Source organism: Rubrivirga halophila (assembly GCF_046845755.1).
GTDB lineage: Bacteria > Bacteroidota > Rhodothermia > Rhodothermales > Rubricoccaceae > Rubrivirga.
This window is the reverse complement of record NZ_CP177357.1, coordinates 261,039-283,956: the sequence shown is the minus strand read 5'-3', so window position 1 is coordinate 283,956 and position 22,918 is coordinate 261,039. Positions and strand designations below refer to the sequence as shown.

Sequence of the window (22,918 nt, the reverse complement as noted above, 5' to 3'; positions counted from 1 at the left end):
TCGAGAGGCGGAGTCGGGGGGCGAAAGAGGGCGCTCCTCTCCCCGTAGATGAATAGCAGTCGGGTCGGAGGCCTAGGAGATCAGAACGGGTCCGTCGCCGAGCTTGTCGAGGAGCGCGGCCCGGAGCTCGTCGACGTAGGCGTCGACCTCGTCCTCCGACGACACCAGGCGGCTGGGCGCCGAGTACCGGGTGGCCTTGGGGGCCGCGAGGCGGGCGGCCTCTTGCAGGGCACGCCCGAACCGGGAGTCGAGCGCGTCGGCCGCGAGGGTGCGCGAGGCTAGGGGCTCGTCGGCGAGCGCCGCGAGCACGTCGTCCTCGGTCGCCACAGCCGCCGCTTCCGGGGGCGTGAGGTTGAACTGGGCGTCTAGCGCGGCTCGCTGGTCATCGGTGAGCGCGGTCCAGGCGGGGTCTCCGTCGAGGCGGGCAAGACCGGTCTGGGCGACGCGGTCGATGGCTTCCTGGGCCTCCGTGAGTGCGGCCCGTAGGAGTCCCACGAGCGACTTCCGCAGCGGGGGCACCGGGTCGGGTTCGGCCAGCAGCATCCTGCGGTCGCGGACGGCCCGAGCCTGCCGGACGTCGTCTTGAGCACCGTCCAGCCCCTCAGCGTGGCGGACCAGCACCTCCAGCGTGTGGAAGGCCGGGAGCCGGGCGTCGATCTGCCTGCGGACGGCACGCCAGTCGTCGAGGGCCTGGGCGTGCTCGGGGCGCAAAGCGTCCAGGAGGGCCAGGCCTTGGAGGTCGGCCAGTTCCCGAACCATGAGGGCGTCAGGCCGCTCGGGCGCGGGCGGTGCGCCCCCGGCCGCGTCGTGAGCGTCGCGGAGCGCTTCGACGAACTGGCGGGCGGCCTCGGCCTCCTCCGTCGGGTTCGAGTTGACCGTGGTGCCGAGCGCCTTGCCGAGCAGGCGCCGGAGGTCGAGCCGCTGCTTGGCGGAGAGCCGGATCCCCTCGCGCTGGAAGACGGCCGTCCCGATCCGGCGGGCGTCGAGGGCCTTCGCGTCGACGGGCTGCCCGTCGTGGGTCGCCTTGACGAGACCGGCGCCCACGAGTACGACGAGCGCCGCGTTGAGCGCGTCGTCCTCGGTCCAGCCGTAGGGGCTTGCCCGGAACGTGTTCTTGAGCTCCTGGCCGCGCTGGGAGCCTGTCAAGCTGTCGAGGACGGTCTTGACGAGGGGCTGCTCGGCCGGCTCCCCGGCGTACCCGACGGCCTGGAGCGCGTCGCCGGCGCCCTTGGTGGCGTTCCGGTAGACGGCGCCCCAGCGCTTGTCGTCGGCGAGGGAGAACTGAGGGAAGAGGCGAATGAGCGCCCGGGCGCCGGCCTCCGTGACGGCGTCCTCGGGCGACTCGGCGACGACCTCGTCGCCCCCGGCCGTCCAGACACGCGTGCCGTCGACGATGGCGCGGAGGATCTCGCGCTCGCGGTCCTGCGCCGTCTTGAGCCGGGTCTCCATCGCGCTCTGGGCCTCCTGCTCCTCGGGCGTCGAGACGTTCCCCTTGAAGTCGAGCGTGCCCTGGGCCGCCAGGCGCTCGCGGATGGCGGCCTCCAGGGCGTCGGCCCGCAGCTTGGGGATGTACGCGACCACGACGGGGCTGTCGGTCGGGAGCTTCCGGGCGTCGGCCAAGGCCTCGGACTCGGAGACGTCCCACCCGGTGCGGATCCAGAGCGGAATCCGCTCGCCCGTCGCCTCGGGCGCGTCGAGCCCGTAGCCCGGGGCGAAGTCGCGCCGGAGCTTGCTCGCGCCCTGCGTAAGCTTGACGCGGCCGACGAGCTCGGACGCGGCCGTCTTGAGGGCCTGTTCGCGGGCGTAGGCGAGGTCGCTGGAGACGCCGCTCTTGAGCGTCCCCGCCCGGCGGCTGAACTCGCGCTCCCACTCGCCCCCCGCCCGCGTCTGGAGGCGGTAGGCCCCGTCGATCTCCATGACCAAGCCGTCGGCCTGGAGCGTGCCGAGGAGGCCCGGGAGGCGGGCACGGAGCCCGGCGCTCCCATCGGGGAGATCCGACACCAAGAGGTCGGCGAGGACGTCCGGGGTCGCCCTCAGACCGAGGGCGGGGCGGGCCGTCTCCAGCTTGCCCAAGAGGTAGACCAGAGCGCAGACGCGGGCCATGAGCACCTCGTCTGGCGGGCCGCCCTGGAGCTTGGCGATGGCGTCGAGGTGCTCGCGCGGGACTTGGCCGGAGTTGCGGAGCTCGGCCTCGAAGTGCCCGTAGAGGAAGTCGGCCGGGACGACGGTCCCGAGAGGCTCGTCGGCGACGGCACGGGCGGCGGCGTGGACAATGCCGAGCTGAGACCGGAGCTGGCTCGTGGTGCCCTCGGCGTCGAACACGCGGAGCAGTTCCTCCCACACTCGGCGCCGGACCGGGAGGAGCGGGTAGTCGGCCGTAAGCGTCGCGGCGTCCTCAGCGCGCGGTCCGAGCGGCGTCCCGTGAAGGTGCCGCTCGACCTCCCCCGCGACGTCGTCGAGGGCCTCGCGCAAGGCGTCGACGTGCTCGGGGTTCTTCCGGAGGACGACGCGCCTCGTCACCTGCTCGATGTCGGCGTCGTGGAGCTGGACCTTGACGAAGAACCGGCCGGCGATCTTCTGGAGGTCGGGCGTCGCCGTAAGCGCCTGCTGCCCCGTCGCCACCAGGAGGAGGCGCCCGTCGAACCGGGACGCGCACGCCTCGGCGACCTCCTGGACCGCCAGGGCGCGGGACGACGACTGCCCGATGGTCTGCTGGACCTCGTCGAGGACCAGGAGCGTGGCGGGGATGCCGGCCCCGTCACCGTGCGTCTCGAGCGCCGCACGGACTAGGGTCACGAAGTCCGACGTGCTGAGCGTGGTGACCTTGGGGAACTGGCTCCGGAGGGTCTGGCCCGCCCCTCCCCCGCTCCCGACGTCGAGGCCGGCCTCGGCCAGCGCGGCGTGGAGCGACGGCGAGACGTAGAGGCTCGCGAGCTCCTTGTCGAGCGTGCGGTCGTCGCGGGCGAGCGCGGCCTCGACGGCGTCGAGCTTGCCCTCGGAGCGGAGCCAGAGCATGAACCTGGCGCGGTGGATCTCCCCCGGCAGGCCGACCCCTTCGAGGACGATGCTGGCCACGGCGGTCGGGACGTCGATGTTGCCGCTCCCCAACGTGCCGGCGAGGGCGAGGGCGCCCCCGTAGGGCTTGGCCCGCGTGTCGAGCTCCCGGAGGAGGTCCGTGACCGAGGTGGGGATCTCGGCGACGAGCTCCCGCGGCGGCGTCCCGTCGGGGAACGGCTCGTTCTCCCACAGCGCCGCCAGCATCTTGATGAGGTGCGACTTGCCGCTCCCGAAGAAGCCGCTCACCCACACCGACGTCTGTTCGGCCTGGCCGAGCCTCTCCAGGTAGGCCTCGAGGATGCGCTGGAGGCCCTCGGCGTACTGCCCCGAGCACACGAACGTCTCCAACTCGTAGCGGAGGACGGCGTCGCTCCGGTCCTGGACCTTAGCGACGCCGTGGTTCTGGAGGCCGTACTCGCGGGGGTCGCGGAGGAAGAGGTCGCGGTTCTGCATAGAGGGGTCGAGGTCAGCGGGGCCGGCGGGGTGGCCTGGCCGTCTGGGGTTCAGTCGTCGGCGGTGATCGCGAGGGCGCGGTAATCCCACCCGTCGTGGCCATCGAGGAGCCGGTACCGGCCCTTCTCGACGGATCCGGGGAAGAAGACGACCAGGCGGCCGGTTACCTCTTGCTCCACGGCGCGGATGAGGGCGGGGACGTCGGCGAAGCCGTAGAGCCCACCCGCGCCGACGAGCGCGACGACGCTCTGGCGCCCGGCCGCGGCCCCTGCCTTGAGGGCATCGAGCACGCGGGACTCGGCCACCTCCTGCACGTCGCCGACCTCGGCGTCGAGGAGGTCCGGGGACTCGAAGTACGCCTCGGCGTACTCGTGGCCCCCGAGCCACTCCGGGACGAGGGGCGTGGCGTCGACGGTCGCCCACGTCAGTCCCCGGCTCGTCGCGGCGGCCTCGAAGGCGTCGAGCCGGGCGCGGAGCCGACGTTCGTCGGCCCGGTCGTACACGACGATCCAGACCCGCGGGGCCGACGGTTGCCAGGGGAGTTCGAGGTGCGCCGTGAACCGCGCGAGGAGGGTGTCGAGGCGGCTCATGCGGTACGGGCGAACGCGTCTGCGGTCAGGAGGGGGCGGGGGTCCACGTCGAGGACGTCGCCGCTGCGGCGGTAGGTGATCCACCCGTGGCGGGCCGCGTCGCGAGCGCGGTCCTGGAGGACCGGCGCCGGGGCGTCTAGGCAGACGGCCCAGGGGGAGGAAAAGAGCGCCCCGCCCCGCTCCCCACAGAGGTACCCGAGGAGGACGGCGTAGGCGACCGCGGCCGGCGGCGGGTCGACGTGCCGTCGGACCTTCCGAGAGTGCCCGTCAAGGTGTCCGGACTGGGTCCAGCTGGCGGCGGTGATGCGGGCGATCTGCGGGCGTGACTTCGGGGTAAACCGGGCCGGCAGCTCGCGCTCCAGGGCGCCGATCACGTCCGCCTTGTCGAAGAGGGCCCCTGTCTCCAACGGGAGGACGGCCTCCGCCGAGACGCGGAGGAGCACGTCGCGGGCGGCGGCAGAGAGAAGGGCCAGGAGCGGCCGGGCCGCCTCGCCAGCGTCCCAGAGGACGCGGAGGGCGCGGAACAAGGGGACCTCCGGGTCGAAGGCGTAGAACTCCCCCAGGCGCTGGAGCGTCTGGCGGCGGGTCGTGTCCGTCCGCTTGTCCAGGACGTTCCGCTCGACGATGGCCTCGGCGTAGGCCTCGTAGGGGGCGTCGGTTGGGACCGCCTCTAGGAGCCGCGCCAAGTCCGCGATCATGATGGACCGCGTCGAGTGGGTGCCGGTCGAGCGCCCCCGGAACCCGGCCCATTCAGGGAACTCGGCGCGGGTGTCGAAGGGGGTTAGGGTCGGACGCAATAGAGTCTCGGTGCTCAAGAGCGCTAAGCTACCGACGGTCCCGCTCCCTCTCGGACGCGCACGTACTGGGGAGGCCGGATCCACGGCAGGATTCCGACCTCCCCAAGGGTGGGTCCCTTTCCAGTCGGAGCTAGCGCCCTTCGGTGGCGCCGACGAGGTCGAGGATCAGGCCGGCGATCCGGTCGATGGCCGCGAGCTCGGCGCTCAGCGCGTCGTCGTCGCCCGACGCCCAGTTCTTGAGGTAGGGCAGCGAGCACCGGCCAGTGTCGAGCTCCATGGCTGCGAGTCCCACGAAGGCCGCACCCTCCGCCTGGAGCTCCACTGATGCCCTCGACGGGCGGTCAGTCGCGTCTGGACCGTGAGCGACGGCGTGGGCCAGCTCGTGTGTGAGGACGGCCGCGCGGTCGGCGGACGAGAGCCCGGCCCGGACCTCGACAACCTTCGCTTCGAAGCGACACCGGCCGTCGGCGTACCCCGTGTCCGTCGTCTCGACCGCGTATCCGTACGCCGTGATGGCGGCCTCGATGGCGCCAACGAGCCCCTCGGGGCCGTCGGCGTCCAGCCGAGACACTGGCGGTGCGTAGACGAGCGCGTCGTCGGCGACCGCGTCGGTCTGGGCGTAGTCGAACACCGCGACGGCCCGGAAGCCGTACGGGATGCGCCGGTCGGGGTCGGCGCCGGCCGCGACTTCGTCGGCGGTCGGCTTGCGGAGGAGCGGGGCGAGGATGGTGAGGCCGCGCTCGCCCTTACGGACCTGCCGCCCGTGCCGGGTCCAGTCGCGGTAGCCCTTGCAGTGACGGGCGCGGGGGTTCTGGAGGTAGACGAGGAGCTTGTTGCGAGCGCTGTAGTCGGTGAAGTGGGCGCAGAAGGCGAGGTAGCCCGCGAGCACGGCGGGGTCCTCGCGGATGCCGTCGAGGCCCTGGGCTAGGCGAGCGCGGGCTTGGTCGGCGCGGCGTTGGCTCGGTGTCCGGTCGTCGGCGGGAGCGGTGAAGGTGAAGCCGAGCTGCCCGGCCGTGGTTGTGGGGATGATGACGTCGTTCATGGGTCGTCTGAATGCGAGAGGCCGCCGCCCCCTGGGTGGGAGCGGCGGCCTCGGTGATGGAAAAGGCAGCTCGGTCTATGCCGCCGGTCGCGGCTGGTCCTGGGCGGCGACCCAGGCGCGCACGGCGGCCGCGCGGATCACGCCCCCGGCGAAGGGCACGCGGGACACGACCTCGAAGGCGAAGTCGGCCCCGTGCGCCTCGGCCGCCGGCTCGCCGCAGAGCGCGGCCAGCACCGAGAAGGCGAGGTCGGCCGGCCCGGCCCCGAGGCGCCCCCAGTCGAGCCCGTCGGAGTGGCGCCGGACGTGAGGGACCGACGCGTGGCCGGAGCCGTCGATGCGGCGCCAGAGGACCACGTCGTCGGCGTCGCCGGAGAGCGCCTCGGACTCGGGGAGCACCACGAGCCGGAGCGGCGGCACGGTGCCCCCCTGCGGCGCGCTGTCGCCCTGTGCGACCGTGCATTCGGGCACGACGAGTGCCGAACTCGTGAGGCCGCTTTGCGAGCCGTCCCCCCGCCCGTCGCCCGACTGACCGAGCGCGTCGAGGAGCCCGTCCATCGCTGTGCCGATGTGGCCAAGGACGATGTTGACTCCTAGGGTCACGCGGTCGCGGTGGGAGCCGGTCACGGAGCCCAGGTAGAGCCGGGCGCCGAAGGGCACGAGTGGACGAAACCACGGCAGGTGCTTCGGCTGGACCTCGCCGATGGGGTCGCCGTCGTAGAGCGCCGTCAGCCCGTCGTCGGTGGCGTCGAGCGTGAGCTCGGACCACTCTGGCGCCATCTCGCGGACCATCGCCCACAGGCGGCGCTGGTGCTGCGAGGTGCCCGAGAGCTTGGACGGGACGGCGAACGACGATGCGGAACGGGCGACGGAGAAGGCGAGCGACGCGAACGCCTTGCGGGAGAGCGTCTGCGGCTGCATCCGGGTCCGCTCGGTCGCGAAGGTGAGCCAGCGCTCGGCCTCGGCCGCGACGCGAGCGGCGTAGGCGTCGAGCGGCGGCACGCCGGGCGCGGTGGACGGGGACGTGTGGTGTAGGTTGAGAGTCTGAGTCATCGTAATCGGGGGGCCTCCCCCGGTCGTGGTGATGGCGCCGCGCTGTTCGAGCAGCGCGGTCGCCGTAGTGCCGTCCGGGTGTCTCCCGGCTCGGCCGTGCCCACCGCCAGCGGCGAGGGCACAAATGGGCGAGGCCCGACCTCCTCTCGGGGGCCGGGCCTCGTGTCGTTGGCGGTCCGTCGTGGACCGCAGTCGTCTGCTACAGGGGCGCCTAGAACGGCATCCAGTCGTCGTCCTCAGCCGGCGCGGGCATCGGGCCGATGGGCCAGTCGTAGAGGACCGGCTCAGGCTCGTAGGCGTCGAGCGCCGCTGCAAAAGCCCGGTGCCGCTCGGGGTCGTCGACCGCGCTCGGGAGCCCGGCCATGGCGTCCTCGAAGCCTGCGAGGTACCCCTCGGGGCAGGGCTCGCGCCGGAACGGGTCGAACCCGTAGAGGCCCCGGTGCTGCCACGGTCGTAGCACGTTGAACCAGTGGGAACTGTAGAAACGTCGACCGTCGATGCCCACGATGGAGTGGCCAGCGACCAAGCGCCGCCAGTCGCGGGCGAGCGCGGCGTCGGCCGGAGTGGACGGCCAGCAGGCCAGGGGATGGTTGTCAGCGCCGTCGCTCATGCAGGCGTCGTGTCCTCGCTGGTAAGCCTCGTCGAACAGGACGTCCGGGTCGGGCTCGGGCTGGCAACGGCAGGCGTAGTAGGACCCGCAGTGGCACTGGTCGCCGGGTCCGGGAATGGTGTGGTAGCTCATGGTTGATCGTCCTTAGTGGACGTAGCTGTGGCGACTCGGCCGGAGGGCCGGCCGCCTTGGGGGGTGAGTCCGCGCGGACGTGCGCGGGGGGTGCCAGACGATCTCTGGCGGTGCTGGCGAGTCCAGCAGGTGGGTGGCGCGCTCGGGCGCCGGGGTCTAGGCCGCCCGGGAGTCGGGGCGGAGGTCGAGGAGCCCCTCACGCCGCCAGCGGCACACGAGGCAATCCGGTCCAAGCCGGCAGAGCTCAGGCGGGATCGGCTCTCGGTCGTACTGGCGGAGCCGGGTGAGCAGGACAGGCGACGCGTAGTCGACCGTGGTCGGATCGCCGACCGTGTCGGCGGGGCGGATCTCGCCCTGGGGTGTGGATGGTTGCATAGCACGGCGGCCCCTCGGCCGCGGCTGTGACGAGCGCGTGCTCGCCGTTGATGGATGAGACTGGCGCCCCTCGGCGCCAGCCGTGCCCGATCGGTCCGGGCGGTACGAGAAGAGCCCGCCCCCGAGGTGGGGACGGGCTCTCGGCGAGACCGCTTGAGGACGACCCCGGGGGCTAAAAACAGCACCCGGCGCCTCCCCCAAATGGTCGTGGCCTCGCGCCTGGGGAGGACGTGTTATCGCACAACAGCAGGCAAAGGTGGAAGTAGCGCCAATGCCCTCGGGACGTGCCCGGTCGGGAGGAGATCTGCCTGCCCGATCCGCTATTGACCGCTTCGCGCGTAGGCAAATCGCCCTCCAGAGCCTCTCAGCCCAGCCGTGGTGACATCCTGAGTGATCGCTGTGAGCGCCGCGCACCGTTCCACATAACGAGGGAGAACGATCACAGGAGGCCATGACGACCACGCCATCCCCCAAACCAAGACAACGTCCCGCAACCCCTGTGGAGGTCAGGTGCCGTGTCGGGCAGGTCCAGGAATGGATCATCTACGAGCACATCCGAGTCGAGGAGGCGCTCCAGCGGATCACCGACGAGTTCGGGGTCGGTCGGCGCCAGGCAATCCGGTACTGGGTCCGGGCCTACGTCCCCTACCTCTCCCCCGAAGACCAGCGGGCTCGAGCCGAGGGCCACCGTCCCCGAGACTGGACCGGGTTCGCGATGTGGCCCAGCATTGAAGCGGCACCGATTTAATCCGACCCATTACCAGACCCATAGTTGGACCCCACTAGCACAACCGGAGCACATGGACCAACAAGACCTATTTGACGCACAATGTTCGACTCCCGGCATCTCCACCACAGACCGCCCCTTTTCGGCCTTCCCGGCTGAAGAGGGGCGGTTTTAGTTTTCGTGGGCTGTCCCCAACGCCGCCCGGCGCTGGCGGCGGCCTCGGTCATGGACGAGGGCCGGAGGAACAGGCTGCTGTGCCCGTCGGGGTCCTACTGCTTGAGGGGCAGGCCACCGCGGCCTCGGCTTTGTTACCGACAGTCCCCCTCTCTCGATGGAATCGGACGGGGCCGAGGGCGGGGTTGCGGTAGTCGAGGGCGACGGTGCGGCCAGCGGCGTCACGCTGGAACCGGATCCACATCCGCCCGAGCTGGAACGCGTCGCCGTCGGCGGGCGAGAGGGGAAACAGCCGCGAGCCGTTGAGGCGGACGCCGAGCCCGTCCGCCGTCGGCACGACCTCCAAGACGGCCCGGAGGTCGTCGCTGGCGTAGGTGCCGGCGACGACCTCCCGCCCGGCCGCGTCGAGCGGCGTGGGCCGGGCGCGACGGTAGCGATCGGTCTCCCCCTCCATCGACACGACCTCCAGGGCGTCTGGACCCACGACCCGGAGCTCGAACCGGTCGGCGGACCGGACGCGCAGGGACGGGCGCTCGGCCCGGAAGCGGTCCGTTGCAAGAGCGGTCAGGGGAGGCCCTCCCTCCACGCGGAGCGCGCCGTCGTCGACCGCGACTCGGAGCGGGTCGCCCGTCCGCTCGTGGACGTAGAGCCCGGCGACCTCGGCCGGGGCCGCCGGGCCGGTCTGCGGCGCGGCCTCGGGCTCGCGGGCGTCCGGCGCGACCCGGTCGAACAGCTGGCGGGCGAGGTCCGTCGGCCGGACGGCGTCCCCGGCGTTGCACAGGACGGCGATGGAGACGTGCTCGCGGGGAGACCGGACGAGGGTCGACTTGTAGCCCGCCGCGCTCCCTCCGTGCCAGACGACGGGCCCGGCGCGGTCGTCGTCGAGGAAGAGGCCCCGGCCGTAGGGGAGCACGCGGCCGTTGGCGAGCCGGGCGGGCTCGTGGAGTGCGGCCGTGACGGCGGGGCCGAGGTGGTCCTCGGAGAGCGCCCGGTTCCAGCGGAGAAGGTCGCCGGCCGTGCTGTAGAGGGCGCCGCCGCCGCCCCGCGTGGGGCCGGTGAGGACGTCGGGCCGCCAGCCGTCGCCCTCGGGCGCGTAGGCGTGGGCGAGGCCGGGGACGGCCGCGGCGTCCTCGGCGTAGACCGTCCGGGCCATGCCGAGCGGCTCGAACAGGCGGGCCCGGGCGATCTCGCCGAAGGGGGCCCCGGCGACACGGGTGACGACCTCCTTGAGCAGGACGTACCCGCTGTTGGAGTAGGCCCAGGCGGTGCCCGGCGGGAAGTCGAGGCCGCGCTGGCGCAAGACGAGGGCGAGCGCCTCCTCGGGCTCGGGCGCGAGCCGCTGGAGCGCCGTCCAGTCGCGGACGCCGCCGGTGTGCGTGAGGAGGTGGTCGAGGGTGACGGCGTGCCCAGGGTCGGGGAGTTCGGGGATGTACCGGCGGACGTCGTCGGCGAGCGAGAGGCGGCCGTCCTCGGCGAGGAGGACGACGGTAGCCGCGACGACCTGCTTGACGACGGACCCCACGTCGAACCGGGTGTCGAGGGTGAGGGGCGCGCCGGTCTCGAGGTTGGCCGCGCCGGCGGCCCGCTGGACGACCCGCTCACCGCGGTGGTCGACGGCAGCGACGCAGCCGGGGGCGTCGGGTGAGGCCCAGGCGAAGACGCCGTCGACGTCGGGGGGGGCACCCTGAGTGTTCTGGGCCCCCGCTGGCGGACCGGCGAAGAGGGCGAAGACGATCAGGGCCGCCGCGCTCCCGGCCGCGGAGCGCTCCGAAGGCGTTGGACCGGCCGGCGTCTCCCGGGCCGCGCGGAGGAAGCAGGCCGCGGCGGCGGCCCACAGCGCGACGAAGCCGGCGTTGATCACGACGACCTCGAGGGCCCCGTGGAGCGGGGTGCCCCAGCCGCCGACCAGGGCGCCGACGGCCACGGCGGCCTGCGCGGCAGCCGTCGCAGCAAGCGCGCGAGCCATCCCGCGCGGGCGGAGGCGGGCGAGGGCCGCCCCGATGGCGCCAACGGCGAGGACGCCAAAGTAGAGGAGGTTCACTGGCTCGTCCTCGGACCCGATGACGCCGACGGCGCCCAGCGCCCAGACGAGGATGAACGCGGTCCCGAGGGCTAGGGCGGCCCCCCACCGGTAGGGCGTGGAAGCCGTCCGCCGCGCGACGGCCTCGAAGGCCAGGCCGACGGCGGCCAGCAGCCCCGCGGCGACGGCGAAGTCGAAGAGGGTCCAGGTCACCTCGTCCGTGACGCGGGTGCCGACGGCGGCGGCGACGAGGACGAGGGCGGCGAGGGACCAGTAGACGAGACGGCCGCGGCCCCATCGGGGGCGGTCGGGGGACGTGGGGCGGTCGGTCGGGGCGGAAGGCATGGACGGGGGTCTCGGTGGAGGGCGTAACCTCTCTGCCCGCCGGTTCCGGCGCGTGAGCCCCACCTAAGCCCTCTGTGAGCACCCCTGATGAGCCCCTGACGACCGGTGAGGTCGCCGGTGAGCGCGCCCCCTCCGGCGAGCGGCGTTACCGGTTCGGCCCGTTCGTCCTCGACCCGAGCGAGCGCCAGCTGTGGGAGGGCGAGGCGCGCGTCGACCTCAACGCCCGCTACTTCGACGCCCTCGTGCTCTTGGTGCGCGAGCATGGCAGGCTCGTCGAGAAGGACCGGTTTTTCGAGGAGGTCTGGGACGACGTGGTCGTCAGCGACAGCGCGCTCACGCAGTGCGTGAAGGAGGTCCGCCAGCGGCTGGGCGACGACGCCTCGGCCCCCCGCTTTATCGAGACGGTACCCCGACACGGGTACCGGTTTATCGGGCCCGTCGAGGCGCTCGGCTCGCCGCCGGTGGAGCCCGCCGCCGCCGCACCGGCGGCCCTCTCCCCTCCCCCAACGCAGGCGGGTCTCTCGGCCCCAAGCCCATCGGCGTCGGGCCCCGCCCGCCGGTGGCCCTTGCGGACGGCCGCGTTGTGGGCGGGCGCGGGGGCGCTCGGCGGCGCGTCGGCCGGGGTGCTCGGCGGGCTGCTCTACGGGTCGGCCCTGGCCTACGCCGGCGCCGGGCTCGGGACGGCCTCGGTGCTCGTGGTGCTCCTCGCGCTCAACGTGCTCGTGGGTCTCGTGGGCGGGGCCGGGGTCGGTGCGGGAATGGCGGCGGTGGCGTGGGCCCGCCGGCGGCCGTTCGCGTGGAGCGTGGTGGGGGCGGCGCTGGGCGGGCTCGGGGTGGGCGGGGCCGCGAAGCTTCTGGGCGCCGACGCGTTCCAGCTCCTGTTCGGGCAGGCGCCGGCGGGGTTCACCGGGGGGCTCGAGGGCGCCGCGCTCGGCGTCGCGCTCGCGCTCGGCGCGCGGCTGGGCGACGCCGGGCCCCGGTGGGGGGCGGCGGCGGGGGCCGGGGCCGTGGGCGCCCTCGCGGGCGGGCTCATCCCCCGCCTCGGCGGGCACCTGATGGGCGGGAGCCTGGACCTCGTCGCCCGGACCTTCCCCGGGTCGCGGCTCCGCCTCGACGCGCTCGGGCGGCTGTTCGGCGAGGCCGACTTCGGGCCGGTGGCGCAGTCGGCCCTGGGCGGCGTGGAGGGGCTGGTGTTCGGGGCGTGCGTGGCGGGCGCGCTCGTCGCGGCGCGCGCGGCGCTCGCCGCCCCGGAGACGAGTCCGGGCGCGTAGCCGTCGCCGTCCTCGTGTCGCTGGCCCTGCACGACCGGCGGCCCGTGGCGGGCCGAGCGCTCAGGCCCGCGCGCGGACGGCGCGCTCGATGGTGGCCGCCAGCAGGCGCGCGTCGACGGGCTTGGTGAGGTACTCGTCGCACCCGGCGGCCATGCAGCGCTGGTGGTCGCCCTTCATGGCGTTCGCCGTCAGCGCGACGATCGGCGTCGTGGCGTGGGCGCCGTCGTCGGCGCGAATCCGGCGCGTCGCCTCCAGGCCGTCCATGATCGGCATCATCACGTCCATCAGGACGACGTCGTAGACGCCCGACCGTGCGGCGTCGACGGCGAGCGCGCCGTTCGCGACCACGTCCGGGCGGTAGCCCAGGCGGAGCAGGGTCAGCTTGGTCACCTTCTGCATCACCGGGTCGTCCTCGACGAGCAACACACGGGCCGAAGGCAGGATGTCGTCCGACATGACGGCCGATGGGGGCCGATCCGTCGGCTGAGGAGCGGCGTCGGGGACGGGGGCGGCCGGGGCTGGCGCAGGGCTCGCGAGTGCGGGGCTGGCGGCAGCCTCAGGGCTCGCAGCGGGCAGAGTCGACGGGGCGGGCGCCGCCGGATCGGCCAAGCCCTCCGCATCGTCGGACGCCGCAGGGGCGACCGTGAACCGGAACGTCGAGCCCGCGCCCGGCTCCGACTCGGCCGACAGCTCGCCACCCATCAGTTCGACGAGCTTGTGGCAGATCGCGAGGCCAAGGCCCGTCCCACCGTGCGTCCGCGAGGTCGAGGCGTCGGCCTGGGCGTAGCGCTCGAAGATGGCCGCCAGCCGGTCCGCCGCGATCCCGACGCCCGTGTCCTCGATGGCGAACGTGAGGGCGTCGCCGGCCGTCACCCTGACCCGAACCGAGCCCGCGTCGGTGAACTTGAGCGCGTTTGACAGCAGGTTCACCAGCACCTGCCGGACCCGTGTCTCGTCGCCGAGCGCTTCCTCGGGGACGGCGTCGGCGACCTCGGTGGTGAGGGCGAGCCCCTTCGCCGAGGCCTGCTGAGCGACCATGTTGGTGGCCTCCTTGACCACGCGGCGGACGTCGAACGGGCGGTGCTCCACCTCCAGCATCCCCGCCTCGATCTTCGACAGGTCCAGGATGTCGTTGACGACCGTCAGCAGGGCGTTGCTCGACGTGCGCACGGTGTCCACGTAGTCGCGCTGCTCCTCGTCGAGGTCGGTGCCGAGCAGGAGCGCCGTCATGCCGGTGACGCCGCTCATCAACGTGCGGATCTCGTGGCTCGTCGTCGCCAGGAACTCGCCGTTCGCGCGCGCCGCCGCCTCGGCCGCCTCCTTCTCGACGTGCAGCCGGGCCTCCTCGGCCTTCCGCTCGGTGATGTCGTGCGAGATGACGACGAGCCCGATGACCCCGCCGCTCGCGTCGAGCACCGGGATCCGCGTCGTGCGCTGGGTGCCGCCCCGGCCGTCGGGCTCTTCGACTTCGGTCTGCTGGCCCGATCGCAGGACGGCCTGGGCGTCGCGCCAGCGCGCGTCGGCGCCGGCGTCGGGCGGGCTCCCGGGCGAGCCCGGCCCGATGCCGGCGTCGCGGCCGAGCGCCAGGCTCGCGCGGTTGCGGAAGACGACGCGGCCCGCCCGGTCGACGGCGACGACGGGGTCGGGGATGGTGTCGACGATCGTGCGGAGCGTGCGGCGGCGGCGCTCGTCGTGGCTGGCGGCGCGCTGGGCGGCGCCGAGGTCGCGCAGGGTCAGCCCGAAGAGCGCGCCGTCGTCCGCGACCGGCCGGACGGTGATCTCGGCCTTGGCCTCCGTGCCGTCGTCGCGGACGAGCAGGACCGGCGAGGCCTCGGGGTCGGTGCCGGCCTGGAGCCGCTCGCGGTGGGCGTCGCGGTGGGACGCCGGTAGGAACGTGTCGGCAAAGCCCTGCCCGACGTGGGCGTCCGTCTCGCAGCCGAGGAGGGCGCACGCCGCCCGGTTCATCGCCGTCACCCGGTCGCCGGCGTCGACGACCACCACGGGGTCGGCGACGGCGTCGAGGAGGGAGGCCGGCAGCGCCTCGGGGGCCGGGGCGGGCGGCGGCGGGGCGGAGCGGATCGAGCGCAGGCCACCCATCGCGCGCCACATCCAGCCCACGCGGCGGTCGGCGGGCGACTCGCGCACGTCGGCGTCGGTCGAGGAACCGTCGCCGGAGGGAGAGGGCGGAGCGAGTGACATAACGAGGGCAAGGCTGTCCGTCGTCGTGTATCGGTCCGTCTCGCAAACAATCAAGCGATCCGCCCAGAAGGCGCTCCGATCGGCCCCGCTGGCGACGGACCCCGGCGCGCGCGGCCCCGTTCGGGGCCCGATGCCGACGCTCGACGACACCCGCGCCCTCGCGCTCCGCCTGATGGACGAGCTCGGCCACGAGCTCCTCGGCGCCCCGCTCCAGGCGCGTGGCTGGACGGTCGGCTTCGACCGCGCCCGGCGCCGCCTGGGCGTCTGCCGGATCGGCGACAAGCGGATCACGCTCTCCGCCCCCCTCACCCGCGCGCTCGCGCCCGCCGACGTCGAGGACACCGTCCGCCACGAGATCGCCCACGCCATCGACGCCGAGCGGCGGGGCCGGTCGGCGCACGACGCGACCTGGAAGGCGCTCGCCGTCGCGTGCGGCGCCGCGCCCGAGCGGACATTCGCGGGCGACCTCCCCGACGACAACGCCCCGTACCGCGCCGTCTGCCCGTCGTGCGGCGCGAGCCACGGGCTCCACCGCCAGCCGGTCCACCCGCGCCGCTGCCGGCTCTGCCATGCCGCTCGCCGGCCGGCGTATTTCCGGGTGACGCACGCGGCCTCAGGCGCCGTCATCTGGCCCGGCGGGAGTGAGCCCGGCGCCTTCGGCGGGTGGACCGGGGTCGAGGCGAGCTGCCCCGGGTGCGGCGAGACGCACCGGCGGGCCCGGCGGCCCTCCCGGGCGACGGCGTGCGCAGCGTGCTGCCGGCGCCACAGCGGGGGCCGGTTCGATGCGCGCTTCCGCTTGCGATTCGCGCGGCCACCTCGGTAACGCCCTCGAATGCAAGCACCTGGATAGCCTGACCGAGCACCTGTTAATATTTTTGCACTCCGGCGCAACACCCGGTCGGGTGGGCCGTCACGCCCCCACCCCACCGACCCCGCCCGTGCGCACGTTGCTCCCCCTCGGCCTCCTGGCCATCCTGCTCGTCCCCGCCGCCCTCGCCCAGTCCGCGGGCCCCACAGCCCTCCGCGTCCCGCCGACGCTCCAGACGGTCCCGCTGGCCGACGCGCCCGCGCCGCGCATCGACGGCGTGCCCGACGAAGCGGTGTGGGCGACGGCCCCTCGGGCGACCGGCTTCGTGCAGCGAACGCCGGCGCCCGGCGACCCAGCGACCGAGCGGACGGAGGCCGCCGTGCTCTACGGCGACGACGCGCTCTACGTCGCCTTCTGGTGCTACGTCCGCGACCCGAGCACGCTCGTCGCCCGGCTCGCGCGCCGCGACCAGTTTGTCGGGAGTGACCGCGTGGCCGTCGCCTTCGACTCGTACAACGACGACCGGACGGCCTTCTACTTTGGCGTCACGGCCGGCAACGTCGAGCAGGACATCCTGATGTTCAACGACGGCGACGAGGACACGAGCTGGGACGCCGTCTGGGAGGGCAAGTCGGCGCGGTTCGAGAGCGCCGAGGGCGCGGGCTACACCGTCGAGATGCGGATCCCGTTCTCCCAGCTCCGCTACACGACCGGCGCCGGGCCCGAGGTCTGGGGCATCCAGTTCCAGCGCCGCATGCCGACGACCGGCGAGGACGTGTTCTGGGCGCCCATCCTGCCCGACGCGAACGGCTTCGTCTCCCGGTTCGGCCGACTCGATGGGCTCGACGTGCAGCGCGCGCCGCGCCAGATCGAGATCGTCCCGTATGCTCTCACCCAGCTCACGCAGGCGCCCGGCGACGCCGACAACCCGTTCTACCAGGAGAACGCCTTCGGCCCGAACGCGGGCTTCGACGCGACGATCGGGCTGTCCTCGAATCTGACGCTGACGGCGACCGTCAACCCCGACTTCGGGCAGGTCGAGGCCGACCCGGCGGTCGTCAACCTGAGCCAGTTCGAGAACTTCTTCGAGGAGCGGCGGCCGTTCTTCGTCGAGGGCGTCGACATCTTCGAGTACGGCGGCACGCGGACCAACAACGTCTCCTTCCGGCCGACCTTCTTCTACTCGCGCCGCATCGGCCGCTCACCCACGCGGCGGCTCGGCGGCGGCGACATCGCCTACGTCGACGCGCCGGACCAGACGCCGATCGCGGCGGCGGCCAAGGTCAGCGGCAAGGTCGGCCCGTGGTCCGTCGGCCTCCTCGACGCGGTGACGCTGGAGGAGGACGCGCGCTACCTCACGACGGACGGCCAGGAGCTCCGCTCGCCCGTCGAGCCGCTGTCGAATTACCTCGTCGGCCGCGTCCGCCGCGACTTCCGGGCCGGCAACACAGTCGTCGGCGGCATCGTCACGAACGCCAGCCGGCGGATGGGGTCGGACGGCCTGTTCGAGGGCATCACCGCGTCCAGCGCCACGCTCGCGGGCCTCGACTTCGAGCACCGGTTCGCCGAGCGCGCGTGGGCCGTCAGCGGCGTCGCCGCGACGAGCGTGGTCCGGGGCAGCGAGGCGTTCGTCACACGCTTGCAGACCGCCCCGCAGCGCTATTACCAGCGCCCCGACGCCGGGCACCTGTCGGTCGACCCGAGCCGGACGAGCCTGGCCGGCGCGCACGCCGAGCTGTCGGTCCAGCGCAGCGTCGAGGACAGCTGGGACGCCTCGCTGACCGGCGCCGCGACGTCGCCGGGCTTCGACGTCAACGACCTCGGGTTCCAGAACCGCGCGGACGTGGCGTCGATCAACTACTTCGTGGGCCGCCGCCAGTCGGAGGCCCCGCCGCTCCGCCGCTACAGCGTGTACCACTACGGGGGCTACGTGTCCAACTTCGACGGCGACCTCATCGGCCACTACTACGGGGGCGGCGCCTACGCCCAGTTCCAGAACCAGTGGTCGGTCAACCTCGGCGTCAACGCGACGGGCCCGCAGAAAAACGACCGCCTGACGCGCGGCGGGCCGATCGCCGAGCGCCCGACGGATGCCGGGATCCGGATGAACGTGAACACCGACCAGAGCCGCGTCGTCTCGGGCGGCCTCTTCGCCAGCGTCCGCTCGGAGTTCGCGAATGAATACGACGGCGCGCCCGCCGAGTACGACCGCTACGTCGGCGCCGAGATGACGGTCCGCCCGAGCAACGCGCTCTCGCTCTCCATCGAGCCGACGATCGGCTGGGAGCGCGACAACGACCAGTTCGTCGCCCGCATCGAGGACCCGGCGGCGGCGCTCGACGGCACGCGCTACGTGTTCGCCGACATCCGCCAGGTCTCGTTCGACCTCGGCGTCCGCGCCGACTGGACGTTCACGCCCGACCTCACGCTCCAGCTCTTCGCCCAGCCGTTCGTGACGACGGGCCAGTACTCGAGCCTCAAGGAGTTCCGCACGCCGGGCTCGTTCGACTTCGACGTCTTCGGCGTCGCGCGCGGGACGGTCGCCGAGGTGCTCGACGGCGAGGGCGCGGTTGTGGCCTTCGACATCGACCCCGGCGACGGCGGCGCGCCGTTCCAGCTTGGCAACCGGGACTTCAACTTCCGCTCGCTGCGCGGCAACGCCGTCCTCCGCTGGGAGTGGCGCCCGGGCTCGACGCTGTTCGCCGTCTGGCAGCAGCAGCGCTCGGAGTTCGCGCCGTACGACGGGTTCGGGGTCGGCGAGGAGATCGGCGAGGTGTTCCGGGCGCCGGTCGAGAACGTGTTCCTGCTGAAGGCGACCTACTGGTTCGGGCTCTAGCGGGGCTCGCGCCTGCTGGCGAGGATCAGTCGCGCGCGTGGCGGTCGGCGATGGCCGCCAGCCGGCGGTCGATCGCGTCGCGCGGCAGCCACCGGCCCCGCACCATCACCCCGGCGATCTGCCGGAGGTGGGCGGCGTCCGCCAGCGGGTCCGCGTCCACGAGCACGAGGTCGGCGCGGTGGCCGGGCGCGACGCTCCCGAAGGTGTCGAAGGCGGCAAAGTGGGCGCCGACGGCGGTCGTGCCGGACACGAGGATCTCGTAGGGCGTCATCCCGGCCGCAACCATGTACGGCAGCTCGCGGTGGAGCGAGAACCCGGGGACGCTGAAGAGCTGGGGCGCGTCGGTCCCCATGAGCACGGGCACGCCGCCGGCGTGGAGCGCGGCCAGAATCCGCGCCCGGTTGTCAATCACGTGCCGCGCCGCTTGGGGGTCGGCGTCGGCGCGGCGGCGCGCGGCCCCGGCCGTCCACGTGCGGACCTGGGCGCCGGAGACGTACGCCAGTTCGGGGTACGCCGCGAGCGCGTCGAGGTCGGCGGTGCCGTAGAGGACCTCCCACAGCGCCATCGTCGGGACGACCGCCGCGCCGGCCTCCCGGGTGGCCCGGACGAGCGCCGCCAGCGCCGCCGGGTCGACGGGGCCCCGGTCGCCGTCGAGGGCCTCCACGAACCCGTCGAGGTGGTCGAACGTCGCCTGGCCCTGGTCGAGGGCGTGCGCCAGCCCCACGTCCGCGGGCACGTGGCCGCCGAACCGCAGGCCGGCCTCGCGCGCCGCTTGGGCCATCGCGTCGTACTCGGCGCGCGTCGGGCCGGGGTGGACCTTGAGCAAGTCCCACCCTTGGGCCGCCTGCTGGCGCACCATCGCGGCCGCCTGCTCGGGCGACGAGACGCTCCCGCCGTTGAAGCTGGGCCCGGCGAGGTACAGCGTCGGCGACCAGAGCGCGCCGCTGGCGGCGCGGTCGCGGAGCGCGAGCTGGCCGTCGGCGCCGAGCATCCCGCGCACCGTCGTGATGCCGCTGGCGAGGTAGAGGAAGAGCGTCTCCTCGGTGTCGACGGCCGGCGCTTGCGGCGGCGGGACGTGGCCGTGCATCTCCGCCAGGCCGGGAATCAGGTAGCGGCCGGTCCCGTCCACGCGCGTCGCGCCGTCGGGGACGGCGACCTCGGCGGAGGGCCCCACGGCCACGATGCGGTCGCCGGAGACGAGCACGGTGTGGTCGGCCAGCGCGCGCTCGGCGCCGTCCATCGGGATCACGGTGACGTGCTCGAACGCGATCACGGTGGAGTCCGCAGCGGCGCGCGGTGGGGCGCTGCACGCGGCGAGAAGGACGGCAGCGACGAGGGCGACGACGGGCATGGCTCGACCGGTGTAGGCGGATCCAACCTAGGCACGAGGCCTCCGGTCTTCACAAGACCGGGGAGCGACCGGGCGCCACACTGAAATGACGTTGACAATTAGACAGTTAGGAACAGGACGATTTGCAAACGCCTCCCCCCCCCCACGGCGACTCAGGGGGCCGTCAGGCCCACCCGGCCCAACACACCACCCAAACCCTGAAGACATAAGAGACTCCGCGGGGGAATTCCTGAAGGTCAGTTTACTCTGCGGTGACCGCTCCGCCGCACGGACGGGGCGTCCCTGGCACACCAGACCTCTTCCCCATGGTCCCCGCTTCCCCCGTCGACGCCTCCGGCGTCGATGACGATGTCGACGCCGACGCGGCCGAGTTGCTCGGCACGCTCGGCCACGACGCCGCCGACCCGGCCCACTCGGCCCGCGTCTACGCCCAGCTCCGGCAGATCGCGCACGCCCACCGCGTCCGCGCGTTCGGGTCGCCGTCGGTCTGCACGACCGCGCTCGTGCACGAGGCCTACCTCAAGCTGGCCCGGTCGGCGATGCGCTTCCGGAGCCGGGCCCACTTTATGATGACCTCGTCGCGCGCGATGCGGCAGGTGCTCTTGAACTATGCCGAGGCCCGGTGCGCGCAGAAGCGCGGCGGCGGCCTCTATCCGGTCCCGCTCGACGAGGCGACGGGCGTGTCGATGACCGACGGGGAGGCGGCCGAGATCGCCGAGATCGGCTCGGCCCTGCGGCGGCTCGAGCGCCACGACCAGCGGGGCGTCCAGGTCGTCGAGTGCCGGTTTTTCGCCGGGCTGACGGTCGACGAGACGGCCGAGGCGCTGGGCCTGTCGCCGGCGACGGTGACGCGGAGCTGGCGCGCGGCGAGGTCGTGGCTCTATGGCGCGCTCGCCGAGGCCTGAGGTGGCGCCGTCGCGGCGCCTGCTGTCGGGGCCCGACGCCCAGGCCGCCGCCTTTTTCGACCGTCTCATGGACGGCCCGCTCCGGCTCGGCGCGGACCCGCCGCCCCCGCCGTCGGCAGTCGGCGGGTGGGCGGTGCGCGGCAAGCTCGGCTGGGGTGGCGCGAGCGTCGTCTACCAAGCCTCGCGCCCGACGCCCGCCGGCCCGCAGCGGGCCGCGCTCAAGCTGGCGACCCGGGACGTCGACGGCGTCCGCGACCAGTTTGCGCACGAGGCCCGGATGCTGCGGCGCCTCGCCCCGCCCATCGTGCCGGCGCTCTTGGACGTGGGCGTGGCGGCGGACGGGCGGCCGTACCTCGCCCTCGAGCCCGTCGACGGGCAGCGGTCCTCGGACCATGCGCGCAAGCTGACGCCGCTCCAACGGCTTCTTTTGGGCTGGCGGCTGTGCCGGGCGGTCGAGACGCTGCACGACCGGGGCATCGTCCACGCCGACCTCAAGCCGGAGCACCTGATCGTCCGCCCCGACGGCACCGTCGCCGTGCTCGACCTGGGGCTGGCGCGCCGCCCCGGCCGCGAGGCCCCGCAGGGGCTCGGCCTCACGCCCGAGTTCGCGGCCCCGGAGCAGGTGCTCGGCGAGCCCGTGGGCTTCCCGGCCGACGTCTACGCCCTGGGGCTGCTCCTGTTCGAGGTCATCGGCGGGGCGCGCCAGCGCGTCCCGTGGGCGCTCGGCGACAGCGGGCTCGACCTGCCGGACCCGCCCGAGCCCGGCAGCGCGTGGGCCGCCCTCGACGCCAGTCTCGCGGCCGTCCTCCGGACCGCCACCGACGCCGACCCGGCGCATCGCTACCCCTCGGCCGGCGTCCTGGTCCGCGCCCTCGACGCCGTGCTGGACGCGACGGCAGGGGCCTGAGGGCCTAGTCTGGGGCGAAGAACGAGCTGGCCGCGAACGCCGTGCACTGGGGAGCCTCCGGACCCGACCTTACGGTCCACCGTTCGACGACTGACGCATCTCTCTGTCCTCATGCGCCTTAAGCTCACCGTCTCCCATGCCGAGCGCGGCGACGAGCCCCGGACCTACGCCCTGGAGCAAGACGCCGTGACGATCGGCCGGGCCGGCACCTGCGACCTCCCGCTCGACGACCCCGACCGCGTCGTGAGCAAGCAGCACGCCGAGCTCCGCGTCGTCGGCGACCGCCTGCGCGTGGTCGACCTGGGGAGCAAAAACCACACGTTCGTCGACGGCGTCCGCGTCGGCTCCGGGGGCGCGGACGTGGCCGACGGCGCGACGATCGAGCTGGGCCCGTTCCGCGTCCACGTCGTCGTCGATCGCGACCGGATGGTCGCCGACGACCTCGACCGGACCGTCTTCGGGGCCGCCTTCGCGAACCCCTTCGCCGACGAAGCGGCGGCGCTCGCCGACGCCCTCGCCGCCTTCCGCCGCGCGTACGCCGGGCTCGACTACGGCCACCGCGACGAGGCGCTCCAGACGGCGCTCGCCGACGCCGCCGGCCGCGACGCCGAGGCGTTGGCGGCGGTCGTCGCCGGGGCAACCGCAAGCGCCGGCGCCGCGCCGACCGCGACCGCCCCACCCGCGCCAGCGGGCGATCCCCTCGACGACCTCTTCGGCCCGCCCATCGGCGGAGCGCCCGCCGCGCCGACCCCGGACCCGTTCGCGCCGCCCCCCACCGCCGCGCCGCCGACGCCCGCGCCGCGCGTCGGCGCCGAGCCCGACGCGCTCCACCGGTCGCTCGCCGCCGTCGTGGCCCGCCTCATCAGCCTGCCGGGCCGGTTCCGGCACGAGTTCCTGGGCCACACGGTCATCCACGCGCCCGAGACGGCGTTCCTGTTCGACGCCGACCCCGATGCCTTGCTCCGGCACCTGTGGCCGGAGGGGGCCCGCGCCGGCCGGCTGGCGCTGCTCGACCAGGCCACGGAGGCCGTGCTCCATCACCACCAGGGCCTGCTCGAGGGGTACCGCGCCGCCGCCCAGGCCGGCGCCGCCGTGCTCGTGGACGGGCTCGACCCCGACAGGCTGGGCGGCGACCTCGACGCCGTCCGCCAGCGCTGCGCGATGATGCGGGCGGAAGACTTCGCTGCCGCCGAGCGCCGCGTCTACCGCCCCGCCTTCGCCCAGGCCTACCTCGACGCCATGGCGCGCGCGCGCGCCGCTTCCTGACAC

Annotated in this window: 16 protein-coding genes; 6 read left to right on the top strand and 10 right to left on the bottom strand. The window is 73.8% G+C overall.

Annotated features, from left to right (window positions below; all coding sequences use genetic code 11):
• Positions 1-72 precede the first annotated feature (72 nt).
• From brxC to ACLIRP_RS01135, 8 genes are all read right to left on the bottom strand, one after another.
• Complete coding sequence (brxC, locus tag ACLIRP_RS01170) at positions 73-3,510, bottom strand: BREX system P-loop protein BrxC (protein WP_412062121.1); 3,438 nt, start codon at positions 3,508-3,510, stop codon at positions 73-75.
• 50 nt (positions 3,511-3,560) lie between these two features.
• Complete coding sequence (locus ACLIRP_RS01165; protein ID WP_412062120.1) at positions 3,561-4,100, bottom strand: DUF1788 domain-containing protein; 540 nt, start codon at positions 4,098-4,100, stop codon at positions 3,561-3,563.
• On the bottom strand, positions 4,097-4,897 hold the full coding sequence (locus tag ACLIRP_RS01160; protein WP_412062119.1) for a hypothetical protein: 801 nt from the start codon (positions 4,895-4,897) through the stop codon (positions 4,097-4,099). The genes ACLIRP_RS01165 and ACLIRP_RS01160 overlap by 4 nt, the downstream gene beginning before the upstream one ends.
• A 130-nt stretch (positions 4,898-5,027) precedes the next feature.
• Positions 5,028-5,939 carry an ArdC-like ssDNA-binding domain-containing protein gene (locus ACLIRP_RS01155; protein ID WP_412062118.1) on the bottom strand — a complete coding sequence of 304 codons (912 nt, stop codon included), beginning with the start codon at positions 5,937-5,939 and terminating at the stop codon, positions 5,028-5,030.
• A gap of 75 nt (positions 5,940-6,014) precedes the next feature.
• On the bottom strand, positions 6,015-6,989 hold the full coding sequence (locus ACLIRP_RS01150; protein WP_412062117.1) for a DUF6166 domain-containing protein: 975 nt from the start codon (positions 6,987-6,989) through the stop codon (positions 6,015-6,017).
• Positions 6,990-7,200: 211 nt separating this feature from the next.
• Entirely contained in the window at positions 7,201-7,731 is a 531-nt protein-coding gene (locus tag ACLIRP_RS01145) for a hypothetical protein (protein ID WP_412062116.1), read from the bottom strand.
• 156 nt (positions 7,732-7,887) lie between these two features.
• Complete coding sequence (locus tag ACLIRP_RS01140; protein WP_412062115.1) at positions 7,888-8,106, bottom strand: hypothetical protein; 219 nt, start codon at positions 8,104-8,106, stop codon at positions 7,888-7,890.
• 950 nt (positions 8,107-9,056) lie between these two features.
• Entirely contained in the window at positions 9,057-11,372 is a 2,316-nt protein-coding gene (locus tag ACLIRP_RS01135; protein ID WP_412062114.1) for a serine hydrolase domain-containing protein, read from the bottom strand.
• Positions 11,373-11,446: 74 nt separating this feature from the next.
• Between ACLIRP_RS01135 and ACLIRP_RS01130 the strand changes: the two genes are divergently transcribed.
• Positions 11,447-12,643: a winged helix-turn-helix domain-containing protein gene (locus ACLIRP_RS01130; protein WP_412062113.1), complete on the top strand. Its 1,197-nt coding sequence runs from the start codon at positions 11,447-11,449 to the stop codon at positions 12,641-12,643.
• Between the two features lie 60 nt (positions 12,644-12,703).
• Here ACLIRP_RS01130 and ACLIRP_RS01125 read toward each other — a convergent pair whose 3' ends face one another.
• Positions 12,704-14,788: an ATP-binding protein gene (locus ACLIRP_RS01125; protein ID WP_412062112.1), complete on the bottom strand. Its 2,085-nt coding sequence runs from the start codon at positions 14,786-14,788 to the stop codon at positions 12,704-12,706.
• A gap of 184 nt (positions 14,789-14,972) precedes the next feature.
• Here ACLIRP_RS01125 and ACLIRP_RS01120 point away from each other — a divergent pair, with 184 nt between their 5' ends.
• Entirely contained in the window at positions 14,973-15,665 is a 693-nt protein-coding gene (locus tag ACLIRP_RS01120) for a SprT-like domain-containing protein (protein WP_412062111.1), read from the top strand.
• Between the two features lie 115 nt (positions 15,666-15,780).
• Positions 15,781-18,486, top strand: coding sequence for a DUF5916 domain-containing protein (locus ACLIRP_RS01115; RefSeq protein WP_412062110.1), 2,706 nt, complete (start codon positions 15,781-15,783; stop codon positions 18,484-18,486).
• Between the two features lie 25 nt (positions 18,487-18,511).
• On the opposite strand, the gene ACLIRP_RS01110 is transcribed toward ACLIRP_RS01115, so the two are convergent.
• Positions 18,512-19,837 carry an amidohydrolase family protein gene (locus ACLIRP_RS01110; protein ID WP_412062109.1) on the bottom strand — a complete coding sequence of 442 codons (1,326 nt, stop codon included), beginning with the start codon at positions 19,835-19,837 and terminating at the stop codon, positions 18,512-18,514.
• 305 nt (positions 19,838-20,142) lie between these two features.
• Between ACLIRP_RS01110 and ACLIRP_RS01105 the strand changes: the two genes are divergently transcribed.
• The 3 genes from ACLIRP_RS01105 (at position 20,143) to ACLIRP_RS01095 (ending at position 22,915) form a co-directional block, all read left to right on the top strand.
• Positions 20,143-20,742, top strand: coding sequence for an ECF-type sigma factor (locus tag ACLIRP_RS01105; protein ID WP_412062108.1), 600 nt, complete (start codon positions 20,143-20,145; stop codon positions 20,740-20,742).
• The gene (locus tag ACLIRP_RS01100) at positions 20,720-21,649 is read left to right on the top strand and encodes a serine/threonine-protein kinase (protein WP_412062107.1); all 930 of its coding nucleotides are present in this window, start codon (positions 20,720-20,722) and stop codon (positions 21,647-21,649) included. The genes ACLIRP_RS01105 and ACLIRP_RS01100 overlap by 23 nt, the downstream gene beginning before the upstream one ends.
• 111 nt (positions 21,650-21,760) lie before the next feature.
• Positions 21,761-22,915 carry an FHA domain-containing protein gene (locus ACLIRP_RS01095; protein ID WP_412062106.1) on the top strand — a complete coding sequence of 385 codons (1,155 nt, stop codon included), beginning with the start codon at positions 21,761-21,763 and terminating at the stop codon, positions 22,913-22,915.
• The last annotated feature ends 3 nt before the right edge of the window (positions 22,916-22,918 follow it).

Coding starts and splice junctions, on each gene's coding strand:
- brxC (WP_412062121.1), bottom strand. CDS start 3,510: ATGCAGAACCGCGACCTCTTCCTCCGCGACCCCCGCGAGTACGGCCTC.
- ACLIRP_RS01165 (WP_412062120.1), bottom strand. CDS start 4,100: ATGAGCCGCCTCGACACCCTCCTCGCGCGGTTCACGGCGCACCTCGAA.
- ACLIRP_RS01155 (WP_412062118.1), bottom strand. CDS start 5,939: ATGAACGACGTCATCATCCCCACAACCACGGCCGGGCAGCTCGGCTTC.
- ACLIRP_RS01150 (WP_412062117.1), bottom strand. CDS start 6,989: ATGACTCAGACTCTCAACCTACACCACACGTCCCCGTCCACCGCGCCC.
- ACLIRP_RS01145 (WP_412062116.1), bottom strand. CDS start 7,731: ATGAGCTACCACACCATTCCCGGACCCGGCGACCAGTGCCACTGCGGG.
- ACLIRP_RS01140 (WP_412062115.1), bottom strand. CDS start 8,106: ATGCAACCATCCACACCCCAGGGCGAGATCCGCCCCGCCGACACGGTC.
- ACLIRP_RS01135 (WP_412062114.1), bottom strand. CDS start 11,372: ATGCCTTCCGCCCCGACCGACCGCCCCACGTCCCCCGACCGCCCCCGA.
- ACLIRP_RS01120 (WP_412062111.1), top strand. CDS start 14,973: ATGCCGACGCTCGACGACACCCGCGCCCTCGCGCTCCGCCTGATGGAC.
- ACLIRP_RS01110 (WP_412062109.1), bottom strand. CDS start 19,837: ATGCCCGTCGTCGCCCTCGTCGCTGCCGTCCTTCTCGCCGCGTGCAGC.
- ACLIRP_RS01105 (WP_412062108.1), top strand. CDS start 20,143: ATGGTCCCCGCTTCCCCCGTCGACGCCTCCGGCGTCGATGACGATGTC.
- ACLIRP_RS01100 (WP_412062107.1), top strand. CDS start 20,720: ATGGCGCGCTCGCCGAGGCCTGAGGTGGCGCCGTCGCGGCGCCTGCTG.
- ACLIRP_RS01095 (WP_412062106.1), top strand. CDS start 21,761: ATGCGCCTTAAGCTCACCGTCTCCCATGCCGAGCGCGGCGACGAGCCC.